Raw genomic sequence first — 19,509 nt, 5'->3', positions numbered from 1 at the left:
GGAGTAAATCATGGCGAAAGGCGCACGCGACAAGATCAAGTTGGAATCGACCGCAGGCACGGGTCACTTCTACACGACGACGAAGAACAAACGCAACATGCCGGAAAAGATGCTGATCAAGAAATTTGATCCGGTCGTCCGTAAGCACGTTGACTACAAGGAAACCAAGATTAAATAAATCTTGGCTCCTGCCTGACGAAGGCAAAAAGATTCGCAAAAAAGCCTCGCATTCGTGCGAGGCTTTTTTGTTTTCAACTTCCCAATATCGCGCTGATTAGCTGTCCGTTGCCCACTTAGGACAGTCTTATCCCGTTCGGCCAGCTTTCCCTCATTCGTCGCGACGCGTATCCTTTCTCGTTTTAGCGGCATGCACACAGCATGCCGTCATGGCAAAACGAAAGACGGAGATGCAGGCGATGGAATTCGATGTAGCGATTGTCGGTAGCGGTCTGGCAGGCTTGAGCGTCGCGCTCAACCTCGCGGAGACCCGGCGGGTTGCGGTGGTCGCCAAGCGATCGATGACCGAAGGCGCGAGCGATTGGGCGCAAGGCGGAATCGCCGCCGTTCTTGATTCGGCAGACAGCATCGAAAACCACGTGCGCGACACACTGATCGCCGGTGGCGGCCTGTGCGATGAGGCGGCGACGCGCTTTATCGTCGAGCATGGCCGCGCTGCGATCGAATGGCTAATCGCGCAAGGCGTGCCGTTCACCAAAGACGACGCAGCCGAACTCGGCTTTCATCTGACACGCGAAGGCGGCCACAGCCATCGTCGGATCATTCACGCTGCGGATGCAACGGGACATGCCGTGGTCACCACGCTCAGCGAACGTGTACGCCGCCACCCGAACATCACCCTGCTCGAGGACCACTACGCGATCGACCTGATCACGTCCGACCGTCTCGGTTTGCCGGGGCGTCGCTGCCACGGTCTGTATGCACTCGATCTGCAAAGCGGCCGCACCGTGACAATCGAAGCGCCGCATACCGTGCTCGCCACCGGCGGCGCCGGCAAGGTCTATCTGTACACCACCAACCCCGACACTGCGACCGGCGACGGCATCGCAATGGCCTGGCGCGCCGGCTGCCGCGTGTCGAACATGGAATTCATCCAGTTCCATCCCACCTGCCTGTTCCATCCTTATGCGAAATCGTTCCTGATCTCGGAAGCGGTACGCGGCGAAGGCGGCATTCTGAAGCTGCCGGACGGCACGCGCTTCATGCCGAACCACGATGAGCGCGCCGAACTCGCGCCGCGCGACATCGTCGCGCGCGCAATCGACTTCGAGATCAAGAAGCGCGGCATCGACTGCGTCTATCTCGACATCAGCCATCAGCCGCCCGAATTCCTGCGCGAGCACTTCCCGACGATTCTGGCCCGCTGCCTGGAATTCGGCATCGACATCACCAAAGAGCCGATTCCGGTTGTGCCCGCCGCGCACTACACGTGCGGTGGCGTCGTGACGGACCTGGCGGGCAGGACTGACCTCGCCGGTCTCTATGCGGTCGGTGAAACGTCATGCACAGGCCTGCACGGTGCGAACCGGCTTGCCAGCAATTCCTTGCTCGAGTGTCTCGTGATCGGGCGCTCCGCCGCGCAGGCGATCGAGGAAGAAGGCTTCAGCGCCGCCGTCCATGCTCCGCTGCCTGACTGGGACGAAAGCCGTGTGTCCGATCCGGACGAAGAAGTGGTGGTCGCGCACAACTGGGATGAACTGCGCCGCCTGATGTGGAACTACGTCGGCATCGTGCGCACCGACAAACGGCTGGCGCGAGCCAAGCATCGGCTCGCCTTGCTGCGTGACGAGATTCATGAGTATTACGCGAACTTCAAGGTGAGCCGCGATTTGCTTGAACTGCGCAATCTGGTCGACGTGGCGTCGCTGATCGTCGAAGGCGCTCGCTCACGGCGCGAAAGCCGCGGCTTGCACTTTAGCCGCGATTGGCCGGCCACGCTGCCTAAGGCACTGCCGACGGTGCTATCGCCGGAACATGTGCGTAACCGCAACGTGTGATTTCTGAAGCTGAAGTGAAAAAGCCATCGCCGGTTTCCCTGCGATGGCTTTTTCATGGATGACGAACGCTTAAGCGCGCACGGTTCAGACGATTCGCATCGAGTAATCCGTCGCACGCACATCTTTGGTCAACGCACCGATCGACACGCGGTCGACACCCGTTTCCGCGATGGTCCGCACCGTCCCGAAGTTCACCCCACCAGACACTTCCAGCACCGCCCGCCCTGCCGTGATACGCACTGCATCACGCATTGCGTCGAACGAAAAGTTGTCCAACAGAATGGATTGCGCGCGATGCGCCAACGCGGTTTCCAATTGTGCGAGCGTTTCGACTTCGATTTGAATCGACACGCCTGCATTCAGCGCGAGCGCCGCATCCATTGCGGCCCCGACTCCGCCCGCCGCGGCGATGTGGTTTTCCTTGATCAGAATGCCGTCGTACAACGCAAGCCGCTGATTCGCTCCGCCGCCCACGCGCACGGCGTATTTCTGCGCGAGCCGCAAGCCCGGCAAGGTCTTACGCGTATCGAGGATGCGCGTTTGAGTGTGGGCGATCGCGTCGACATAGCGGCGCGTTGCGCTCGCCACGCCCGACAGCAGCTGCAAGAAATTCAACGCATTGCGTTCCGCAGTCAACAGCGCACGGACAGGGCCACGCAGTTCGCAGACCGGCGTATCCGCGGTCATCCGATCGCCCTCGCGATAACGCCACTGCACTTCGATGCGCGGATCGACCTGGCGCATCACCGCGTTGAACCAGAGCACGCCGCACAGCACGGCATCTTCACGCACGATGATGCGTGCATCGCGCACGTCGTCCGCAGGAACAAGGCGACCGGTTTGATCACCTGCGCCAACATCTTCTGCCAGCGCGTCAGCGACGTTACGCGCCAACGCCGCATCGAATGCCGCGCCGTACTGCGCATGAATCTCCGCGAACAGCGGCGATACCGCCTCGACCTGATTGCGCTCAACTGCCCCTTCAACCGCCCCCATTACGCCGCTCCCACGTTCGAATACAGTTGCGCGTCGCGTGCGAGATCGCCGCTGGCTTGCACGCGCTTCTTGTGACGCGCCGCGAAGTCGAGCATCCGGTCGATCGGCAGACGCGCCCGCTCGCCGATCGCTCGATCGACGAAGATTTCGTTGTGCCCGCGTTCGAGCACCTCGGCCAGATTGGCGAGGCCGTTCATCGCCATCCACGGACAATGTGCGCAACTCTTGCAGGTCGCGCTGTTGCCGGCCGTCGGCGCGGCGATCAACGTCTTGCCCGGTGCGGCGAGCTGCATCTTGTGCAGAATGCCGAGATCGGTCGCCACGATGAAATGCGTCGCGTCGAGTTTTTGCGCGGCGTCGATCAACTGCGTGGTCGAGCCGACCACATCTGCTTGCGCGACCACATTAGCCGGCGATTCCGGATGCACCAGCACCTTCGCGCCCGGATACTCGGCGCGCAGAAGATCGAGTTCGATGCCCTTGAATTCATCGTGCACGAGACACGAGCCTTGCCACAGCAGCATGTCCGCACCGGTCTTGCTCTGGATATAGCTGCCGAGATGTCGATCCGGCGCCCAGATGATCTTTTCGCCGCGTGCGTGCAGATCGGCAACGATTTCCAGCCCGATCGACGACGTCACCATCCAATCCGCGCGCGCCTTGACGGCCGCGCTGGTGTTCGCGTACACGACCACCGTGCGATCCGGATGCGCGTCACAGAACGCCGAGAATTCATCGACCGGACAGCCGAGGTCGAGCGAACAGGTCGCGTCGAGATCCGGCATCAGAATGCGCTTGTCCGGACTCAGGATTTTCGCAGTCTCACCCATGAAGCGCACGCCAGCCACCACCAACGTCTGCGCCTCGTGATCGCGGCCGAAGCGCGCCATTTCCAGCGAGTCGGCCACGCAACCGCCGGTTTCGTCGGCGAGTTCCTGCAGTTCTGCGTCGACGTAGTAGTGCGCGACGAGCACGGCTTTCTCGCGCTTAAGCAATGCGCGGATGCGCTCTTTCAGCGCCACCTTCTGTTCCGCCGACGGCACGTCGGGCACCTTCGCCCACGCCTGCCCGATCCCGCAGGTCGTGCCCTGCGCCTGTGGCCGGTCGTATTCGACGGTCCTGATCGCCTGCTGATCCATGATCTCCTCTGCCTTCGCTCTGCCGCCGCGGACTGTCAATCGTGTGTCGTTGAAATTGCCGCGGCCCAAAAAGCAAAACCCCGCCAACGCGGGGTTTTGTGACGTAACGAAATTTTAATAGATTTCGCGCTAAGGCATACGATCAGGCATAACGGCGCAAACGCATTGCAAAGTCCTGCAGTGCTTTGATACCGCTCTGTTCCGCGCGATGACACCAGTCTTGCAACTGAACCAGAAGTTGGTCGCGCGACGCATTCGAGCGCTCCCACATCGCCGCGAGTTCATTGCGCATGTCGATGTAAGTCTTGAGCTTCTGGCTATTCGCGAAGATCTGCGGCAACTGGCGCTTCTGCGGCTCATCGAGACCCGCTTCTTCCTTGTGGAACCAGCTACGCGCACCGCGCATCACCTGATACTTCTCGCGTGCGCCTACTTCCTTCAGATGTGCCAGTTCCTGGCGATAAGCACGCTTGAGCGCCTTGCCGTAACGCGCCATCACTTCATAGCGGTTTGCGAGCACGGCTTGCAACGTATCCTGATCGAGAACCAGTTTGCCGGTGGTCAGACGCGGCGTAGGCGCGATCTTCTTCACCTTGGCCAGACGGAACGCCGACATGATGCGGATGTACATCCAGCCGATATCGAACTCGTACCACTTGTTCGACAGCTTGGCCGACGTCGCATACGTGTGGTGGTTGTTGTGCAGTTCTTCGCCGCCAATGATGATGCCCCACGGGAAGATGTTGGTGCTGGCATCCGACGAGTTGAAGTTGCGGTAGCCCCACCAGTGAGCGAGGCCGTTCACCACGCCAGCCGCCCAGAACGGGATCCACACCATCTGCACGGCCCAGATCGTCAGGCCGACGACGCCGAACAGCGCGACGTTCAGCACCATCATCAGGCTCACGCCGAGGATCGGGTACTTGGTGTAGACGTTGCGTTCCATCCAGTCATTCGGCGTGCCGTGACTGAACTTGCGCATCGTTTCTTCATTCTTGGCTTCGGAACGGTACAGTTCCGCACCCTCGAGCAGCACCTTCCAGATGCCGCGCGTTTGCGGGCTGTGCGGATCTTCTTCGGTCTCGCACTTGGCGTGGTGCTTACGGTGAATCGCGGCCCATTGGCCGGTCAGCATGCCGGTGGTCATCCACAACCAGAAGCGGAAAAAATGACTGACGATCGGATGCAGCTCCAGCGCGCGGTGCGCCTGGCAGCGATGCAGATAGACCGTTACGCCAATGATCGTGATGTGCGTCGCGACCAGCGTGTACAGCACAAGTTGCCACCACGAAAAGTGCAGCAAACCGTGAGCAAGGAAATCGAGCAAGGAATTCAACAAGGCAATTTACCTGTGGAACAAGAGACGCCAGACACACGCGAAATGCGCGTGTCAAGAAAGTGAAAGCATACAGCGGGATTGGACGATATTCTACTTGAAGCGTTCCAAGTGTTTGTAACAAATAGGGATTTTTTGTGCGCTATCAACCAGATGGAACGCGCCGGAGGTCTTTTTTGGACCTCCGGCGCGTTCGCAGTGCCCGTCAGTGGGCGCTGTCCGCCTGATTGGCCGCGGGAGCGGTCATTGTTACCGCTTGCGGCATCGCGTCGCTGATGTTGCCGACGATTCGCACTTCGCGTTGCGCGAAAGGAATTGCGATGTCGTGTTCGGAGAACAGACGCCAGATGTTGCGATTCACGGCCGAACGCACGCCTGACGTGCCTGTTGCCGCATCCTCGATCCAGAAACCCAGTTCGAGGTTGATCCCGTCGGGGCCGAAGCCAACCAGATAGGGCGTAGGCGCCGGTTCCTGCAACACCCGCGCGACGCCTTGTGCGGCCTCGGCGAGCAACGCCATGGCCTGCTCGACGTCGGTGGAGTAGGCGACCTGCACGGCCGCCTTGGCGTAGCCGCGCGTCAAATAGGACGACTGATTCTGCACCACGTCCGTAATCAGCTTTTCGTTCGGAATCAGTGTTTCGATGCCGTCCAGGCCGCGCACCACGGTATAACGTGTGCGGATCTGCGTGACCATGCCCTGCAAGCCGCTGACGTTGATCGTGTCGCCGATGCGCAGCGAGCGATCGATCAGGATGATGAAGCCCGAGACGTAATTGCTGGCGATCTTCTGCAAACCGAACCCGAGCCCGACACCCAGCGCGCCGCCGAACACGCCCAGTACCGTGATGTCGATGCCGACCAGCGACAGGCTGACCAGGATGGCCGCCAGCACGAACGCAGCACGCCCGACTCGCGCCACGACCACCTTGAGGTTGGCATCGAGCGTCTTGGAGCGCATCAGACGATCTTCGAACGTGGCGCCGAGCCACATCGCGACGATCATCGTCACGCACACCCACAGAAGCCCCGTGGTAAGCGAAAGCAGCGTCATGTGCGCATTCGCGACCCGGAAGCGCACGCTGCCCATCCACGTGATCACGTCGTCCTGGATGCCCATCACGGTGAGCACCATGCCGATCCAGACGACCAGCGAAACGATCTTCTCGACGAGGAACAGCCACGGATGGTTCGCGCCGTCCTGACTGAAGACCCGTCGCGCGAAGAAAAACACGATGTAAATCAGGCCGATACCGAACAGCGGCACCAGCGCCAGATCGAGCAGCGCGGTGTGCATGAACTGGCTGGTGATCGCCTGTGCAACCCACACAAGCGCCGCGCCAATCAGCGGGAAGAATGCGCGGTTCAGGCTCTCCGCGCCGAAACGCAGGGTCTGGTAACGCGTCTGGCGCCGCAGATCGAGCGTGCGGCGCAACAGGCGCGCGAGCAGCCAGGCAATGGCGAGCGTCACGAGCAGGACGCCGACCTGCCACAGCATCACCGGCTGGCCGAAGTCGCGCGCGAGGTCGCCGAACATATGAGGAAAAATGCGGTTTTGCATGATGTCGCCGAAATCGCCGGCGCAGCGGGGTTCAATTCAGAAAAGGAACCCGGTTGCGCCGACAGATAGCCGGTTGCGTTTAGCTCTGGCGTTCCAGCACGGCTGCGAAGAAGCCATCAGTAGCGTGGCGGTGCGGCCACAACGACAGGTAATCGCCCATTTCCAGCTCGATGCGCTGCTCAGCGAGCACGTCGCGCGCCGGCACCAATGCGAAGTCCGGATGGTCGGCGAGGAATTGCTGCACGACGGCTTCGTTTTCCGCTTCCAGAATCGAACAGGTTGCGTAGACGAGACGGCCGCCCTTCTTCACCAGACGCGAGGCGCTGGCCAGAATCGACGCCTGCTTCGGCGCCAGTTCGGCGACCGATTCCGGCGACTGGCGCCACTTCAGATCCGGGTTACGACGCAGCGTACCCAGCCCGCTGCACGGCGCGTCGACCAGCACCCGGTCGATCTTGCCGGCGAGACGCTTGATCTTGGCATCGTGCTCACTATCGATCAGCACCGGATTCACGTTCGACAGCCCGCTACGCGCCAAGCGCGGCTTGAGCTTGGCCAAACGCCGCTCGGAGACGTCGAAGGCGTACAGACGCCCGGTGGAACGCATCGCCGCGCCCAGCGCCAGCGTCTTGCCGCCGGCGCCAGCGCAGAAGTCCACGATCATTTCGCCGCGCTTGGGGGCGACCAGCGAGCACAGCAGCTGGCTGCCCTCGTCCTGGACTTCGACCCAGCCGTGCTGGAACGCGTCCAGCTTGGTAAGCGGCGGCTTGCCGACCACCCGCACGCCGAACGGTGCGAAAGGCGTGGCGCCACCTTCGATGCCGGCCTTCGACAGCGCGTTCAGCACGTCGTCGCGGCTTGCCTTGATCGGGTTCGCGCGCAGGTCCAGCGGCGCCGGATAGTTCAGCGCGGCGGCCAATTGCGCCAGTTCCGTGGGTTCGAAGCGCTTGGAAAGCGCCTGATAGATCCAGTCGGGCAGATTCAGGCGAATCCGCAGCGGCAGGCTCTCCGGGTCGATCTTGGCGACGTGTTCGAGCCAGTGCGATTCGGTATCGGTCAGGAACGGCTTGAGGGCCGTGCGGCCGGCTGTCTGCATCAGTCCCAGCAAGGCCATGCGGCGCGCCGGGCTGCCCGCGCCGCCTTCGGCCAGATGGGCAAATTCCATCCGGCGGCGCAGTACGGCGAAGACCGCCTCGGCGATCACGCCGCGCTCGCCGTGGCCGAGCTTAGGATGCGCGCGGAAAAAGCGGCTCGTCGTGGCGTCGGCGGGGCCGTTCAGCTTCAGGACTTCAGCCAGCAAAGTCTCGGTTTGTCCAATCAAAAAACCATGTAATCTCATGCGCCCTCTCCGGCGGTGTGACCGGCAAAGAGCCATTGCGGCTCCGGCGGCGTAAGCGTGACACGCAAGCCGTCGAGAGCAAGACGCCCTTCGACGAACCAGCGCACCGCGCGTGGATAGATAATGTGTTCGGTTGCCAGCACGCGTTCGGCGAGCGTGGCGGGGGTGTCGCCAGCCTCAACGGGGACGGCCGCCTGCGCGACGATCGGCCCGTGATCCAGCTGCGACGTGACAAAATGCACCGACGCGCCGTGCAGCCGCACGCCGGCGTCAAGTGCCTGTTGATGGGTTTTCAGGCCCGGAAAGCTCGGCAGCAGCGACGGATGCACGTTCAGCATGCGTCCGGCGTAATGGTCGACGAAACCGGCCGTGAGCACCCGCATGAAGCCGGCGAGCACGACGAGATCAGGTGCGAAGCTGTCGATTTCTTGCGCCAGCGCGGCGTCGAAGCTGTCGCGATCGGGAAACTGGCGGTGGTCGACCACCGCCGTGGCAATGCCGTGCGACGCTGCGAACGCAAGGCCCGCGGCGTCAGGACGGTTGGCAATCACAGCGGCGACTTGCGCCGCCCAGCCTTCGTCCGCGCAGGCGCGAATGATAGCTTCCATGTTGCTTCCCCGTCCGGAAATCAGGATGACGAGTTTTTTCATCCGCGGATTTTATCATTCGGGGAACACTGAAACGGCGACGCGCCGCCGTCTCGTGCGCTGAGCGTTTATAATCGTTTGTTTTGCGGCATATCGGCCGCCCTACCTCAAACCCGCTATCGTGAGAGTCTTCCGCGGTCTTCCCAATGCCGAAAGCCGTGCGCCCTGCGCACTGACCATCGGCAACTTCGACGGTGTCCACCGCGGCCATCAGGCTTTGCTCGCCCACGTCCGGGCCGCCGCCGATGCTCGCGGCCTGCCCGTCTGCGTGATGACCTTCGAGCCGCACCCGCGCGAATTCTTCAACCCCGCCGGCGCGCCGCCGCGAATCGCCATGCTGCGCGACAAGCTCGAGGCGCTGCGCACCAACGGTGTCGACCGGGTCGTGGTCGAGCATTTCAACCATACCTTCGCGAGCCAGTCGCCGGATGCGTTTGTCGAACGGATCATCGTCAACGGGCTGCATGCTCGCTGGGTGATGATCGGCGACGACTTCCGCTACGGCGCCAAGCGCGCGGGCGATTTCGCCTCGCTCAAGGCCGCGGGCCAACTGCACGGGTTCGAAGTCGAGCAGATGGCAACCGTGGCCGATCCGTCCGGCGCGCGCATTTCCAGCTCGGGCGTGCGCGCGGCGCTGGTAGCAGGCGATCTCGACTCCGCGCGTGCCGCGCTGGGCCGCGATTACCTGATCAGCGGCCACGTCGTACATGGCATGAAGCTCGGCCGCGACCTCGGCTTCCCCACGCTCAATCTGGCGATCGCGCACAAACGCCCGGCACTGGCCGGCATTTTCGTGGTGCGCGTGCATGGCGTGGCCGACGAACCGCTGCCTGGCGTCGCCAGCCTCGGCCTGCGCCCCACCGTCGACGATTCCGGCCGCGTGCTGCTCGAAGTACACCTGCTCGACTGGCACGGCGACGCGTATGGCAAACTCGTGCGCGTCGAATTCCTGAAGAAGCTGCGCGACGAGGAAAAATACGTCGACCTCGAAACGCTGACCGCCGCCATCGCGCGCGACGTCGCCAATGCGCGCGCGTGGTTCGCGGCCGTCGGCGCCGGCACGCCGGGCAGCCGATCCACCGGTTTCGCCACTTCGGCCACTGACCGAATTAGATAGCCGCCGCGGTACATGTGAGCGCGCTGAAGCGCTGCATGTACCCACTGCTGCGCGCATCGGAGGGCGTCCGTGGATTACGCGACATGCCTGCCGGGCGCGCCCAACGCCCTGCGCATCTTGCGCTTACCGCAGCCTCGCTGCGCTTAGAAAGAATTCACCGCGACCTCATCATGAGCAACAAGAAAGCCGATTCGAAACCGCAGTCACGCTACCCGGTCAACCTGCTCGACACGCCGTTCCCGATGCGTGGCGACCTGCCCAAGCGCGAGCCGCAATGGGTCAAGGAATGGCAGGAACGCAAGGTCTACGAGAAGATCCGCGCCGCCTCCAAGGGCCGTAAGAAATTCATCCTGCACGACGGCCCGCCGTATGCGAACGGCGACATCCACTTGGGCCACGCGGTCAACAAGATCCTTAAGGACATGATCGTCAAGGCGCGCAATCTGGCGGGCTTTGACGCGGTCTATGTGCCGGGCTGGGATTGCCACGGCATGCCGATCGAAATCCAGATCGAAAAGCAGTTCGGCAAGTCGCTGCCGGCGGCCGAAGTGATGCAGAAGGCGCGCACTTACGCGACCGAACAGATCGAGAAGCAGAAGGTCGGCTTCCGCCGTCTGGGCGTGCTCGGCGATTGGGATAACCCGTACAAGACGATGAACTTCACGAACGAAGCCGGTGAAATCCGCGCGCTCGCGAAGATCATGGAAAAGGGTTACGTCTTCCGCGGCCTGAAGCCGGTCAACTGGTGTTTCGACTGCGGCTCGGCGTTGGCCGAAGCGGAAGTTGAGTACAAGGACAAGACCGATCCGACCATCGACGTGCTGTTCAGCTTCGCCGAGCCGGAAAAGACCGCACAGGCGTTCGGCCTGAACGCACTGCCGCGCAATGAAGGCGGCATCGTGATCTGGACCACTACGCCGTGGACCATCCCCGCCAACCAGGCGCTGAACCTGCATCCGGAAATCGTCTACGCGCTGGTCGATACACCACGCGGCTTGCTGATCCTCGCCGAAGAACGCGTTGAAGCGTGCCTGAAACTGTATGGGCTGGAAGGCACGGTCATCGCGACCACGCCGGGCGCGAAGCTCGTCAACCTGCGCTTCAATCACCCGCTCGCCTCCGCGCATCCGGCCTACAAGCGCACGGCGCCCGTTTATCTCGGCGACTACGTGACGACTGAATCCGGTACGGGTGTGGTGCACTCGTCGCCGGCGTACGGCGTGGAAGACTTCGTGTCGTGCAAGGCGCACGGCATGGCCGATTCGGACATCATCAATCCGGTGATGGGCGACGGCCGTTACATCGAATCGCTCGCGCTGTTCGGCGGCCTGTCGATCTGGGCGGCGAATCCGCAGATCGTCGAAGCCCTGCAAGCGGCCGGCTCGTTGCTGCGCACCGAGAAGTACACGCACAGCTACATGCACTGCTGGCGCCATAAGACGCCGATCATCTACCGTGCGACCTCGCAATGGTTCGCCGGCATGGACGTGAAGCCGAACGACACCGACAAGACGCTGCGCGAAACCGCGCTCGAAGGCATCGAGAACACCGCCTTCTATCCGTCGTGGGGCAAACAGCGCCTGTTCAGCATGATCGCCAACCGCCCGGACTGGACGCTGTCGCGTCAGCGCCAATGGGGCGTGCCGATGGCGTTCTTCGTGCACAAGGAAACCGGCGAGCTGCATCCGCGCACGCTGGAATTGCTTGAGGAAGTTGCGCAACGCGTCGAGAAGGCAGGCATCGAAGCGTGGCAAACGCTCGACCCGCGCGAACTGCTAGGCGACGACGCCAACATGTATGAAAAGAACCGCGACACGCTCGACGTCTGGTTCGATTCGGGCACCACGCACTGGCACGTCCTGCGCGGCTCGCACAAAGACGAACTGCAATTCCCGGCTGACCTGTATCTGGAAGGCTCGGACCAGCACCGCGGCTGGTTCCACTCGTCGCTGCTGACGGCTTCGATGCTCGATGGCCGCCCGCCGTACAACGCGCTGCTCACGCACGGCTTCACCGTCGACGGCGAAGGCCGCAAGATGAGCAAGTCGCTCGGCAACGGTATCGACCCGCACGAAGTGGCGAATCGCCTTGGCGCGGAAATCATCCGTCTGTGGATCGCCTCGACCGATTACTCGGGCGAGCTGGCGATCTCCGAAGAGATCCTGAAGCGCGTGACGGAAGGCTATCGCCGTATCCGCAACACGCTGCGCTTCCTGCTCGCGAACCTGTCGGATTTCGACTTCGCGCAACACGCGCGTCCGGTCGAAGACTGGCTCGAGATCGATCGTTACGCGGTGGCGCTGTCGGCAAATCTGCAAAACGACATCCTCTCGCACTACGACAAATACGAGTTCCACCCGGTGGTCGCCAAGCTGCAGACGTTCTGCTCGGAAGACCTGGGCGGCTTCTATCTGGATGTGCTGAAAGACCGTCTGTACACCACGGCGGCTGACTCCGTCGCGCGCCGCTCGGCTCAGACCGCGCTGTATCACATCGCACACGGCCTGCTGCGCCTGATGGCGCCGTTCATGTCGTTCACCGCGGAAGAAGCGTGGAAGGTGTTCCAGCCGAACAGCGAAACGATCTTCACCGAGACGTATCACGCGTTCCCGGCAGTGCCGCAAGCTGGCGAGCTGCTCGACAAATGGACGCTGCTGCGCGCCGCGCGTAGCGACGTGACCAAGGCGCTCGAAGAAGCACGCGTCGCGAACCTGATCGGTTCGTCGCTGCAGGCGGAAGTCGAAATCCGCGCGAGCGGCGCGCGTTACGACGCGCTCACGAGCCTCGGCGACGACCTGAAGTTCGTGCTGATCACGTCGGCGGCGACCGTCGTGAAGGTCGATAGCGAAGCGGAAGAAAGCGTTGAGGTGATCGCCTCGAAGTATCTGAAGTGCGAACGCTGCTGGCACTACCGCGCGGACGTCGGCGCCAACGCCGAGCACCCCACCCTGTGCGGCCGCTGCTTCAGCAATCTGTTCGGCAACGGTGAAGTGAGGAGCGCGGCATAATGGCGAAAACCATGTCGAAATCGTCAGCTGCCGGTGGTTCGCTGGCGCCGTGGCTCGGTGTCGCGCTGATCGTGATCCTGTTCGATCAGCTCACCAAGATCGCGGTCCAGAAGGTGTTCGCCTACGGTGTTCCGCATGAGGTCGCGCCGTTTTTCAACCTGATCCTCGTGTACAACCGCGGCGCCGCCTTCAGCTTCCTCGCGATGGCGGGTGGCTGGCAGCGCTGGGCGTTCACCGCGCTCGGCGTGGTCGCGGCGCTGGTGATCTGCTATCTGCTCAAGCGCCACGGCGGGCAGAAGATGTTCTGCACGGCGCTCGCGCTGATTCTGGGCGGCGCGCTTGGCAACGTGATCGACCGGCTGGCGTACGGCCATGTGATCGACTTTCTCGATTTCCATGTACGCACGTGGCACTGGCCGGCGTTCAATCTCGCCGACAGCGCGATCACGATCGGCGCGATCCTGCTCGTGCTCGACGAGTTGCGGCGCGTGCGCGGCTCGCGGTAACGCGTATAGGTAGACCACGCTTTGTCGGAGGCTTTCGTTGGCAACCGCAGAACTCGCAGGAAAACACCTCGTCCTCGGCATGACGGGCGGCATTGCCTGCTACAAGATCGCCGAACTCACGCGTCTGTTGACCAAGGCCGGCGCGACCGTGCAGGTCGTCATGACCGAAGCGGCCACGCAGTTCATCACCCCCGTTACGATGCAGGCGCTGTCCGGCCGGCCGGTCTACACGAGCCAGTGGGACGCTCGTGTGCCGAACAACATGGCGCATATCGATCTCTCGCGTGAAGCCGACGCGATCGTCATTGCGCCCGCCTCCACCGACTTCCTCGCCAAACTTGCGCACGGCATGGCCGACGACCTGCTGTCGACGCTGTGTGTCGCGCGCGATTGCCCGCTGCTCGTTGTGCCGGCGATGAACCGGCAGATGTGGCAAAACCCGGCCACCCAACGCAACGTCACGCAGTTGCGCGCGGACGGCATCGAAGTGCTCGGCCCCGATTCGGGTCCGCAAGCCTGCGGCGAAGTCGGCGACGGTCGCATGCTCGAAGCGGCCGCGACTTACGAAGCGATCGCGTCATTCTTCTCGCCTAAGATCCTGTCCGGCCGTCGTGTGTTGCTGACCGCCGGCCCGACCTTCGAGCCGCTCGATCCGGTGCGCGGCATCACCAATCGTTCGAGCGGCAAGATGGGCTTTGCGCTGGCGCGCGCCGCGCAACAAGCCGGCGCCGAAGTGCATCTGATCGCCGGCCCCGTCGCGCTGGAAACGCCGTGGGGCGTGTTCCGCCAGGACGTGCAAACCGCGCAGCAAATGCACGACGCGGTGATGCGCTCGGTCGCGGACGCCGACATCTTCATCGGCGTGGCCGCGGTGGCCGACTGGCGCGTCGATCACGCCAGCGAACACAAGATCAAGAAGACCGCCGAGCGTGCACTGCCCACCTTCACATTCGTCGAGAATCCGGACATCCTGGCAGCGGTCGCCAAGCTGCCGCATCCTCCGTTCGCAGTCGGCTTTGCAGCGGAAAGCGGCGACCTCGAAGTGCACGGTGAAGAAAAGCGCGCGCGCAAGAACGTGCCGCTCCTGATCGGCAATCTCGGCCCGCTCACTTTCGGTCTCGACGACAACGAGGTCATTCTGTTCGAAGCAGGCGGTGCAACCAAACTGCCACGCGCCGACAAGCAGACGCTCGCGCGCGCCTTGATCGTGGAAATTGCCAGGCGTCTGCCCGACACAAGTCTGATCCGCTAAAGCTGCGCATGGCGGCGCAAACTGCTTTCGCCGCGCGCGCCTTTAGCGCACCGAATTATCTGGAGCAGTACTGACATGACGCTACTTTCCGTGCTCGATCAAACGCCCGTGATCGGCGGGCACTCAGTGGCGGACGCAATTGCCGCCACCGTCGAACTCGCGCAGCTGGCTGACGATCTCGGCTACACGCGCTACTGGTGCGCCGAGCATCACGGCTTGCGCGGCGTGTCGAACCCATGCCCCGAGGTCATGCTGGCGCGCCTCGGCAGCGTCACCCAACGCATTCGGCTGGGCTCCGGCGGCGTGATGCTGCCGTACTACAGCCCGTTCAAAGTCGCCGAGCAGTTCATGATGCTCGAGGCGTTATTCCCGAATCGCATCGACCTCGGCGTAGGCCGCGCGCCAGGCGGCGACATGCAAACAGCGCAGGCGGTCGCGGCCGGCGCCTACAACCGCGGCGACATTTTCCCGCAGCAGGTTGCCGATCTCGTCGGCCTGATGCACGGCACATTGCCCACCGATCACATTGCGCACGGTGTACTGCTTCAGCCGCAGATCGCTACGCGCCCGCAACTGTGGATGCTCGGCTCGAGCGAATTCGGCGGCCTGCTGGCGGCGCAACTCGGCATCCGCTTTGCATTCGCGCACTTCATCAACGCGCATTTCGGGCACCAGGTGGCGCTTGCCTATCGCGAGCGCTTCAAAGCCAGTCTGGAAACGCAACAACCCTATCTCGCCGCCGCCGTCTTCGTGATTTGCGCGGACACGGAGCAGGAAGCCGCCGATCTGGAAAAGGCCGTCGACCTGCGTCGCGTGCAAATGGCCTATGGGCTGAACGAGCCGATCCCGACAATCGAACAAGGCATCGCGCAAGAATACGGCGAACGCGAGCGACTGGTGATCGACCGCGAGAGGCCGCGCAGTATCATCGGCACGCCAGAAACCGTCACTGAACGGCTGCATGCCTTGCAGGAGCAGTTCCAGGCCGACGAATTGATCGTGCTCACCGTAGCGGGCAGCTATCGCGCCCGGCTGCGCTCCTATGAACTTCTCGCCGACGCGTTCCAACTCGGACGCCCGGACTCCACTCCTTAAACCTTCGACCCTGCATGAAACTCGACCTGAAGATTCTCGATGCGCGCATGCGCGAACAACTCCCGGCCTACGCAACCACCGGCAGCGCGGGCCTCGACCTGCGCGCCTGCCTCGGCGAACCGTTGACCCTCAAACCCGGCGAAACCGCACTGGTGCCGACGGGTCTGGCGATTCACGTCGGCGATCCGGGTTATGCGGCGTTGATTCTGCCGCGTTCGGGTCTGGGTCATAAGCACGGCATTGTGCTCGGCAACCTGGTCGGGCTGATTGATTCAGATTATCAAGGGCAACTGATGATTTCGACGTGGAATCGCGGCACAACCACGTTCGTGCTGAATCCGATGGAGCGCCTCGCGCAACTGGTGATCGTGCCCGTCGTGCAAGCCGAGTTCAATATCGTCGACGATTTCGAAACCAGCGAGCGTGGCGCGGGCGGATTCGGCAGCACCGGCAAGCACTAAGCGTATCGATAAGCGTTGAAGCTTCGCTTGCTTCCAACTAGCAACAAGCGCTTCGCACAACGCAAAAAGCAGAACGGCGCGGGGTTCAACCCGCGCCGTTCTGCTTTCAGGTGAGACTGAAACGCTTACTCGACCGACTTATTCAACCTCGACCGCTTCCGGATTCGGATTACGCGGTGCCGGATGCTCGTCGAAGGTCAACTGCACCTTGTCTTCCGCATCCACGTCGACCGTCACGCGGCCGCCGTTCATCAGCTTGCCGAACAGCAACTCGTCGGCCAGCGCACGACGGATCGTGTCCTGGATCAGACGTTGCATCGGCCGCGCACCCATCAACGGATCGAAACCGTGTTTCGCAAGGTGAGCACGCAGCGCGTCGGTGAAGAGCGCGTCGACCTTCTTCTCGTGCAACTGATCTTCCAGTTGCATCAGGAACTTGTCGACCACGCGCATGATGATTTCTTCATCGAGCGAGCGGAAGCTGATCGTTGCGTCCAGACGGTTACGGAACTCCGGCGTGAACATGCGCTTGATGTCGACCATTTCGTCACCGGTTTCCCGACGATTCGTGAAGCCGATCACCGCCTTGCCCATTGCCTCGGCGCCCGCGTTCGTCGTCATGATGATGATGACGTTGCGGAAATCCGCCTTGCGGCCGTTGTTGTCCGTCAGCGTGCCGTGGTCCATCACCTGCAGCAGCACGTTGTAGATGTCCGGATGCGCCTTCTCGATTTCGTCGAGCAGCAACACGCAATGCGGCTTCTTCGTGACAGCTTCGGTCAACAGACCGCCCTGGTCGAAACCGACATAGCCCGGCGGCGCGCCGATCAAACGGCTCACCGCATGACGCTCCATGTATTCCGACATGTCGAAGCGGATCAGCTCGATCCCCAGCGTGAACGCCAGTTGCTTCGCCACTTCCGTCTTGCCGACGCCGGTGGGGCCGGAGAACAGGAAGGCGCCAATCGGCTTGTCCAGCTTGCCGAGGCCCGCACGCGCCATCTTGATCGCGGCCGACAGCGCGTCGATGGCCGGGTCTTGCCCGAACACCACGCTCTTCAGATCGCGATCCAGCGTTTGCAGCTTGCTGCGATCGTCTTGCGACACGCTTTGCGGCGGGACGCGAGCAATCTTCGAGATGATTTCTTCGATCTCGTTCTTGCCGATGGTTTTCTTCTGCTTCGACTTCGGCAGGATGCGTTGCGCAGCACCCGCTTCGTCGATCACGTCGATCGCCTTGTCCGGCAGATGACGATCCGTGATGAAGCGTGCCGACAATTCAGCCGCCGCCGACAGCGCGCCCGACGAATACTTCACGCCGTGGTGCTCTTCGAAGCGCGACTTCAGGCCACGCAGGATCGCCACCGTCTGCTCGACGGTCGGCTCGGTCACGTCGACCTTCTGGAAACGGCGCGACAATGCCGCGTCTTTTTCGAAGATGCCGCGATATTCCGTGAACGTGGTCGCGCCGATGCACTTCAGCGTGCCCGACGACAACGCCGGCTTCAGCAGATTCGATGCGTCCAGCGTACCGCCCGACGCAGCACCCGCGCCGATCAGCGTATGAATTTCGTCGATGAACAGAATTGCGTGCGGACGTTCCTTCAATTCCTTGAGGACCGTCTTCAGGCGTTGTTCGAAGTCGCCGCGATATTTGGTGCCGGCGAGCAGCGCGCCCATGTCGAGCGAATACACCTGCGCATCGGCCAGAATATCCGGCACTTCGCCGCGTGTAATGCGCCAGGCGAGCCCTTCGGCAATCGCGGTCTTGCCGACACCTGCCTCACCGACCAGCAGCGGATTGTTCTTGCGGCGGCGGCATAGCACCTGGACCACACGCTCGACTTCCGACTCGCGCCCGATCAGCGGGTCGATGCGGCCGTCTTTCGCCATCTGGTTCAGGTTCTGCGTGAACTGGGCGAGCGGCGTTTCCTTCTGCGCGGCGGCTTCGTCGGACTCGGCATTCGCGTCGCTCGCTTTCGCGGCGTCCGTGCTGCTGGTCTTGGCAATGCCATGCGAGATGAAATTCACCACATCCAGACGCGTCACGCCCTGCTGTTGCAGGTAGTACACCGCATGCGAATCCTTCTCGCCGAAGATCGCCACCAGCACATTCGCGCCGGTCACTTCCTTCTTGCCATTCGAGGTGGATTGCACATGCATGATCGCGCGCTGGATCACACGCTGGAATCCCAGCGTGGGCTGCGTGTCGACGTCGTCCGTGCCTGGCACGGTCGGCGTGTTGTCATGAATGAAGTTGCGCAGGTTCTGGCGCAGATCCTCGATATTGGCCGCGCATGCACGCAACACCTCTGCCGCTGTTGGATTGTCCAACAGTGCCAGCAAAAGATGTTCGACCGTTATGAACTCGTGCCGCGCCTGGCGTGCTTCCATGAACGCCATGTGCAGGCTGACTTCCAGTTCCTGGGCAATCATGCTTCCTCCATCACACACTGCAGCGGATGCCCGGCCTGCCGTGCGTGGGTAACGACTTGCTCGACTTTGGTCGACGCGATGTCCCGCGTATAGACCCCACAAACTCCCCTGCCCTCGCGATGCACCTTCAACATCACCTGCGTTGCGGTTTCACGATCTTTATTGAAATATTCCTGCACGATCATCACGACAAATTCCATTGGCGTGAAGTCGTCATTCAGCAGCACTACCTTGTACATGGAAGGCGGCTTCAGCTTCTTTTCCTGCCGCTCCAGTACGGTGCCGTCCTGCTTGTCCGGGATAATCGCCATACACCCATTCTAAACAACTAGGACAGGCCCGCAATCCTGTCAAAACCCAGCCGACCGGCCGGTGAGCCCGTTCGCTCCCGCCTGATGGGTAAATACCCCAAAGCGGTGCGTCATTCGACGAGCCGATTGCGGAGCCGGCCCCTATCCTGTGATGCGTCGCGGCCGTGCTGCGCCGCAGTCGGATCGAGTATCGCACAACCTGCCCATACTGGCTGACGGCGCGCCCCCGGCCAGCGGACGGTGTGCGACCCGCAGAACAGCATGTGAGTCGATTATGCGACTTTTCAAGA

The 19,509-nt window shown here is 62.3% G+C and carries 16 protein-coding genes; 8 read left to right on the top strand and 8 right to left on the bottom strand.

Going from position 1 to position 19,509, the window contains the following annotated elements; genetic code table 11:
- Positions 1 to 10: 10 nt before the first annotated feature.
- Positions 11 to 178, top strand: a complete 168-nt coding sequence (gene rpmG / locus M0D68_RS21630) for a 50S ribosomal protein L33 (RefSeq protein WP_006050116.1) — start codon at positions 11 to 13, stop codon at positions 176 to 178.
- A 238-nt stretch (positions 179 to 416) separates the two neighbouring features.
- On the top strand, positions 417 to 2,015 hold the full coding sequence (gene nadB, locus M0D68_RS21625) for an L-aspartate oxidase (RefSeq protein WP_093639273.1): 1,599 nt from the start codon (positions 417 to 419) through the stop codon (positions 2,013 to 2,015).
- Between the two features lie 84 nt (positions 2,016 to 2,099).
- Here nadB and nadC read toward each other — a convergent pair whose 3' ends face one another.
- The 6 genes from nadC to purN form a co-directional block, all read right to left on the bottom strand.
- Positions 2,100 to 3,011, bottom strand: coding sequence for a carboxylating nicotinate-nucleotide diphosphorylase (nadC, locus tag M0D68_RS21620; protein WP_200618024.1), 912 nt, complete (start codon positions 3,009 to 3,011; stop codon positions 2,100 to 2,102).
- A complete protein-coding gene (gene nadA / locus M0D68_RS21615; RefSeq protein WP_093638902.1) occupies positions 3,011 to 4,150 on the bottom strand; it encodes a quinolinate synthase NadA in 1,140 nt (379 codons plus the stop codon). The genes nadC and nadA overlap by 1 nt, the downstream gene beginning before the upstream one ends.
- A 142-nt stretch (positions 4,151 to 4,292) precedes the next feature.
- The gene (locus M0D68_RS21610) at positions 4,293 to 5,489 is read right to left on the bottom strand and encodes a fatty acid desaturase (protein ID WP_054042639.1); all 1,197 of its coding nucleotides are present in this window, start codon (positions 5,487 to 5,489) and stop codon (positions 4,293 to 4,295) included.
- A 202-nt stretch (positions 5,490 to 5,691) separates the two neighbouring features.
- On the bottom strand, positions 5,692 to 7,047 hold the full coding sequence (locus M0D68_RS21605; RefSeq protein WP_200618019.1) for a mechanosensitive ion channel family protein: 1,356 nt from the start codon (positions 7,045 to 7,047) through the stop codon (positions 5,692 to 5,694).
- A gap of 79 nt (positions 7,048 to 7,126) precedes the next feature.
- A complete protein-coding gene (locus tag M0D68_RS21600) occupies positions 7,127 to 8,386 on the bottom strand; it encodes an RsmB/NOP family class I SAM-dependent RNA methyltransferase (RefSeq protein ID WP_200618017.1) in 1,260 nt (419 codons plus the stop codon).
- The gene (gene purN / locus M0D68_RS21595) at positions 8,383 to 9,036 is read right to left on the bottom strand and encodes a phosphoribosylglycinamide formyltransferase (protein ID WP_093638893.1); all 654 of its coding nucleotides are present in this window, start codon (positions 9,034 to 9,036) and stop codon (positions 8,383 to 8,385) included. The genes M0D68_RS21600 and purN overlap by 4 nt, the downstream gene beginning before the upstream one ends.
- A 118-nt stretch (positions 9,037 to 9,154) precedes the next feature.
- Here purN and M0D68_RS21590 point away from each other — a divergent pair, with 118 nt between their 5' ends.
- The 6 genes from M0D68_RS21590 (at position 9,155) to dut (ending at position 16,472) form a co-directional block, all read left to right on the top strand.
- A complete protein-coding gene (locus M0D68_RS21590) occupies positions 9,155 to 10,150 on the top strand; it encodes a bifunctional riboflavin kinase/FAD synthetase (RefSeq protein ID WP_054042648.1) in 996 nt (331 codons plus the stop codon).
- Between the two features lie 170 nt (positions 10,151 to 10,320).
- Positions 10,321 to 13,158 carry an isoleucine--tRNA ligase gene (gene ileS, locus M0D68_RS21585; protein ID WP_200618015.1) on the top strand — a complete coding sequence of 946 codons (2,838 nt, stop codon included), beginning with the start codon at positions 10,321 to 10,323 and terminating at the stop codon, positions 13,156 to 13,158.
- On the top strand, positions 13,158 to 13,664 hold the full coding sequence (gene lspA / locus M0D68_RS21580) for a signal peptidase II (protein ID WP_093638890.1): 507 nt from the start codon (positions 13,158 to 13,160) through the stop codon (positions 13,662 to 13,664). Before ileS ends, lspA begins: the two co-directional genes overlap by 1 nt.
- Before the next feature lie 37 nt (positions 13,665 to 13,701).
- A complete protein-coding gene (coaBC, locus tag M0D68_RS21575; RefSeq protein ID WP_093638887.1) occupies positions 13,702 to 14,916 on the top strand; it encodes a bifunctional phosphopantothenoylcysteine decarboxylase/phosphopantothenate--cysteine ligase CoaBC in 1,215 nt (404 codons plus the stop codon).
- Positions 14,917 to 14,991: 75 nt separating this feature from the next.
- Complete coding sequence (locus tag M0D68_RS21570) at positions 14,992 to 16,011, top strand: LLM class flavin-dependent oxidoreductase (protein ID WP_200618013.1); 1,020 nt, start codon at positions 14,992 to 14,994, stop codon at positions 16,009 to 16,011.
- A gap of 14 nt (positions 16,012 to 16,025) precedes the next feature.
- Positions 16,026 to 16,472 (top strand): dUTP diphosphatase, encoded by a 447-nt coding sequence (gene dut, locus M0D68_RS21565; protein WP_266225356.1) that lies wholly within the window; start codon positions 16,026 to 16,028, stop codon positions 16,470 to 16,472.
- 138 nt (positions 16,473 to 16,610) lie between these two features.
- Here dut and clpA read toward each other — a convergent pair whose 3' ends face one another.
- Together clpA and clpS are read right to left on the bottom strand one after the other, a co-directional pair.
- Complete coding sequence (clpA, locus tag M0D68_RS21560) at positions 16,611 to 18,908, bottom strand: ATP-dependent Clp protease ATP-binding subunit ClpA (RefSeq protein ID WP_074282414.1); 2,298 nt, start codon at positions 18,906 to 18,908, stop codon at positions 16,611 to 16,613.
- The gene (clpS, locus tag M0D68_RS21555) at positions 18,905 to 19,219 is read right to left on the bottom strand and encodes an ATP-dependent Clp protease adapter ClpS (protein ID WP_006050100.1); all 315 of its coding nucleotides are present in this window, start codon (positions 19,217 to 19,219) and stop codon (positions 18,905 to 18,907) included. Before clpS ends, clpA begins: the two co-directional genes overlap by 4 nt.
- Positions 19,220 to 19,509: the final 290 nt, after the last annotated feature.

The sequence above is a fragment of the Paraburkholderia sp. SEWSISQ10-3 4 genome (assembly GCF_030464785.1).
Classification (GTDB): Bacteria; Pseudomonadota; Gammaproteobacteria; order Burkholderiales; family Burkholderiaceae; genus Paraburkholderia; species Paraburkholderia aspalathi.
Note: the sequence above shows the minus strand (reverse complement) of the source record. Positions and strands in the feature narration are given on the sequence as shown.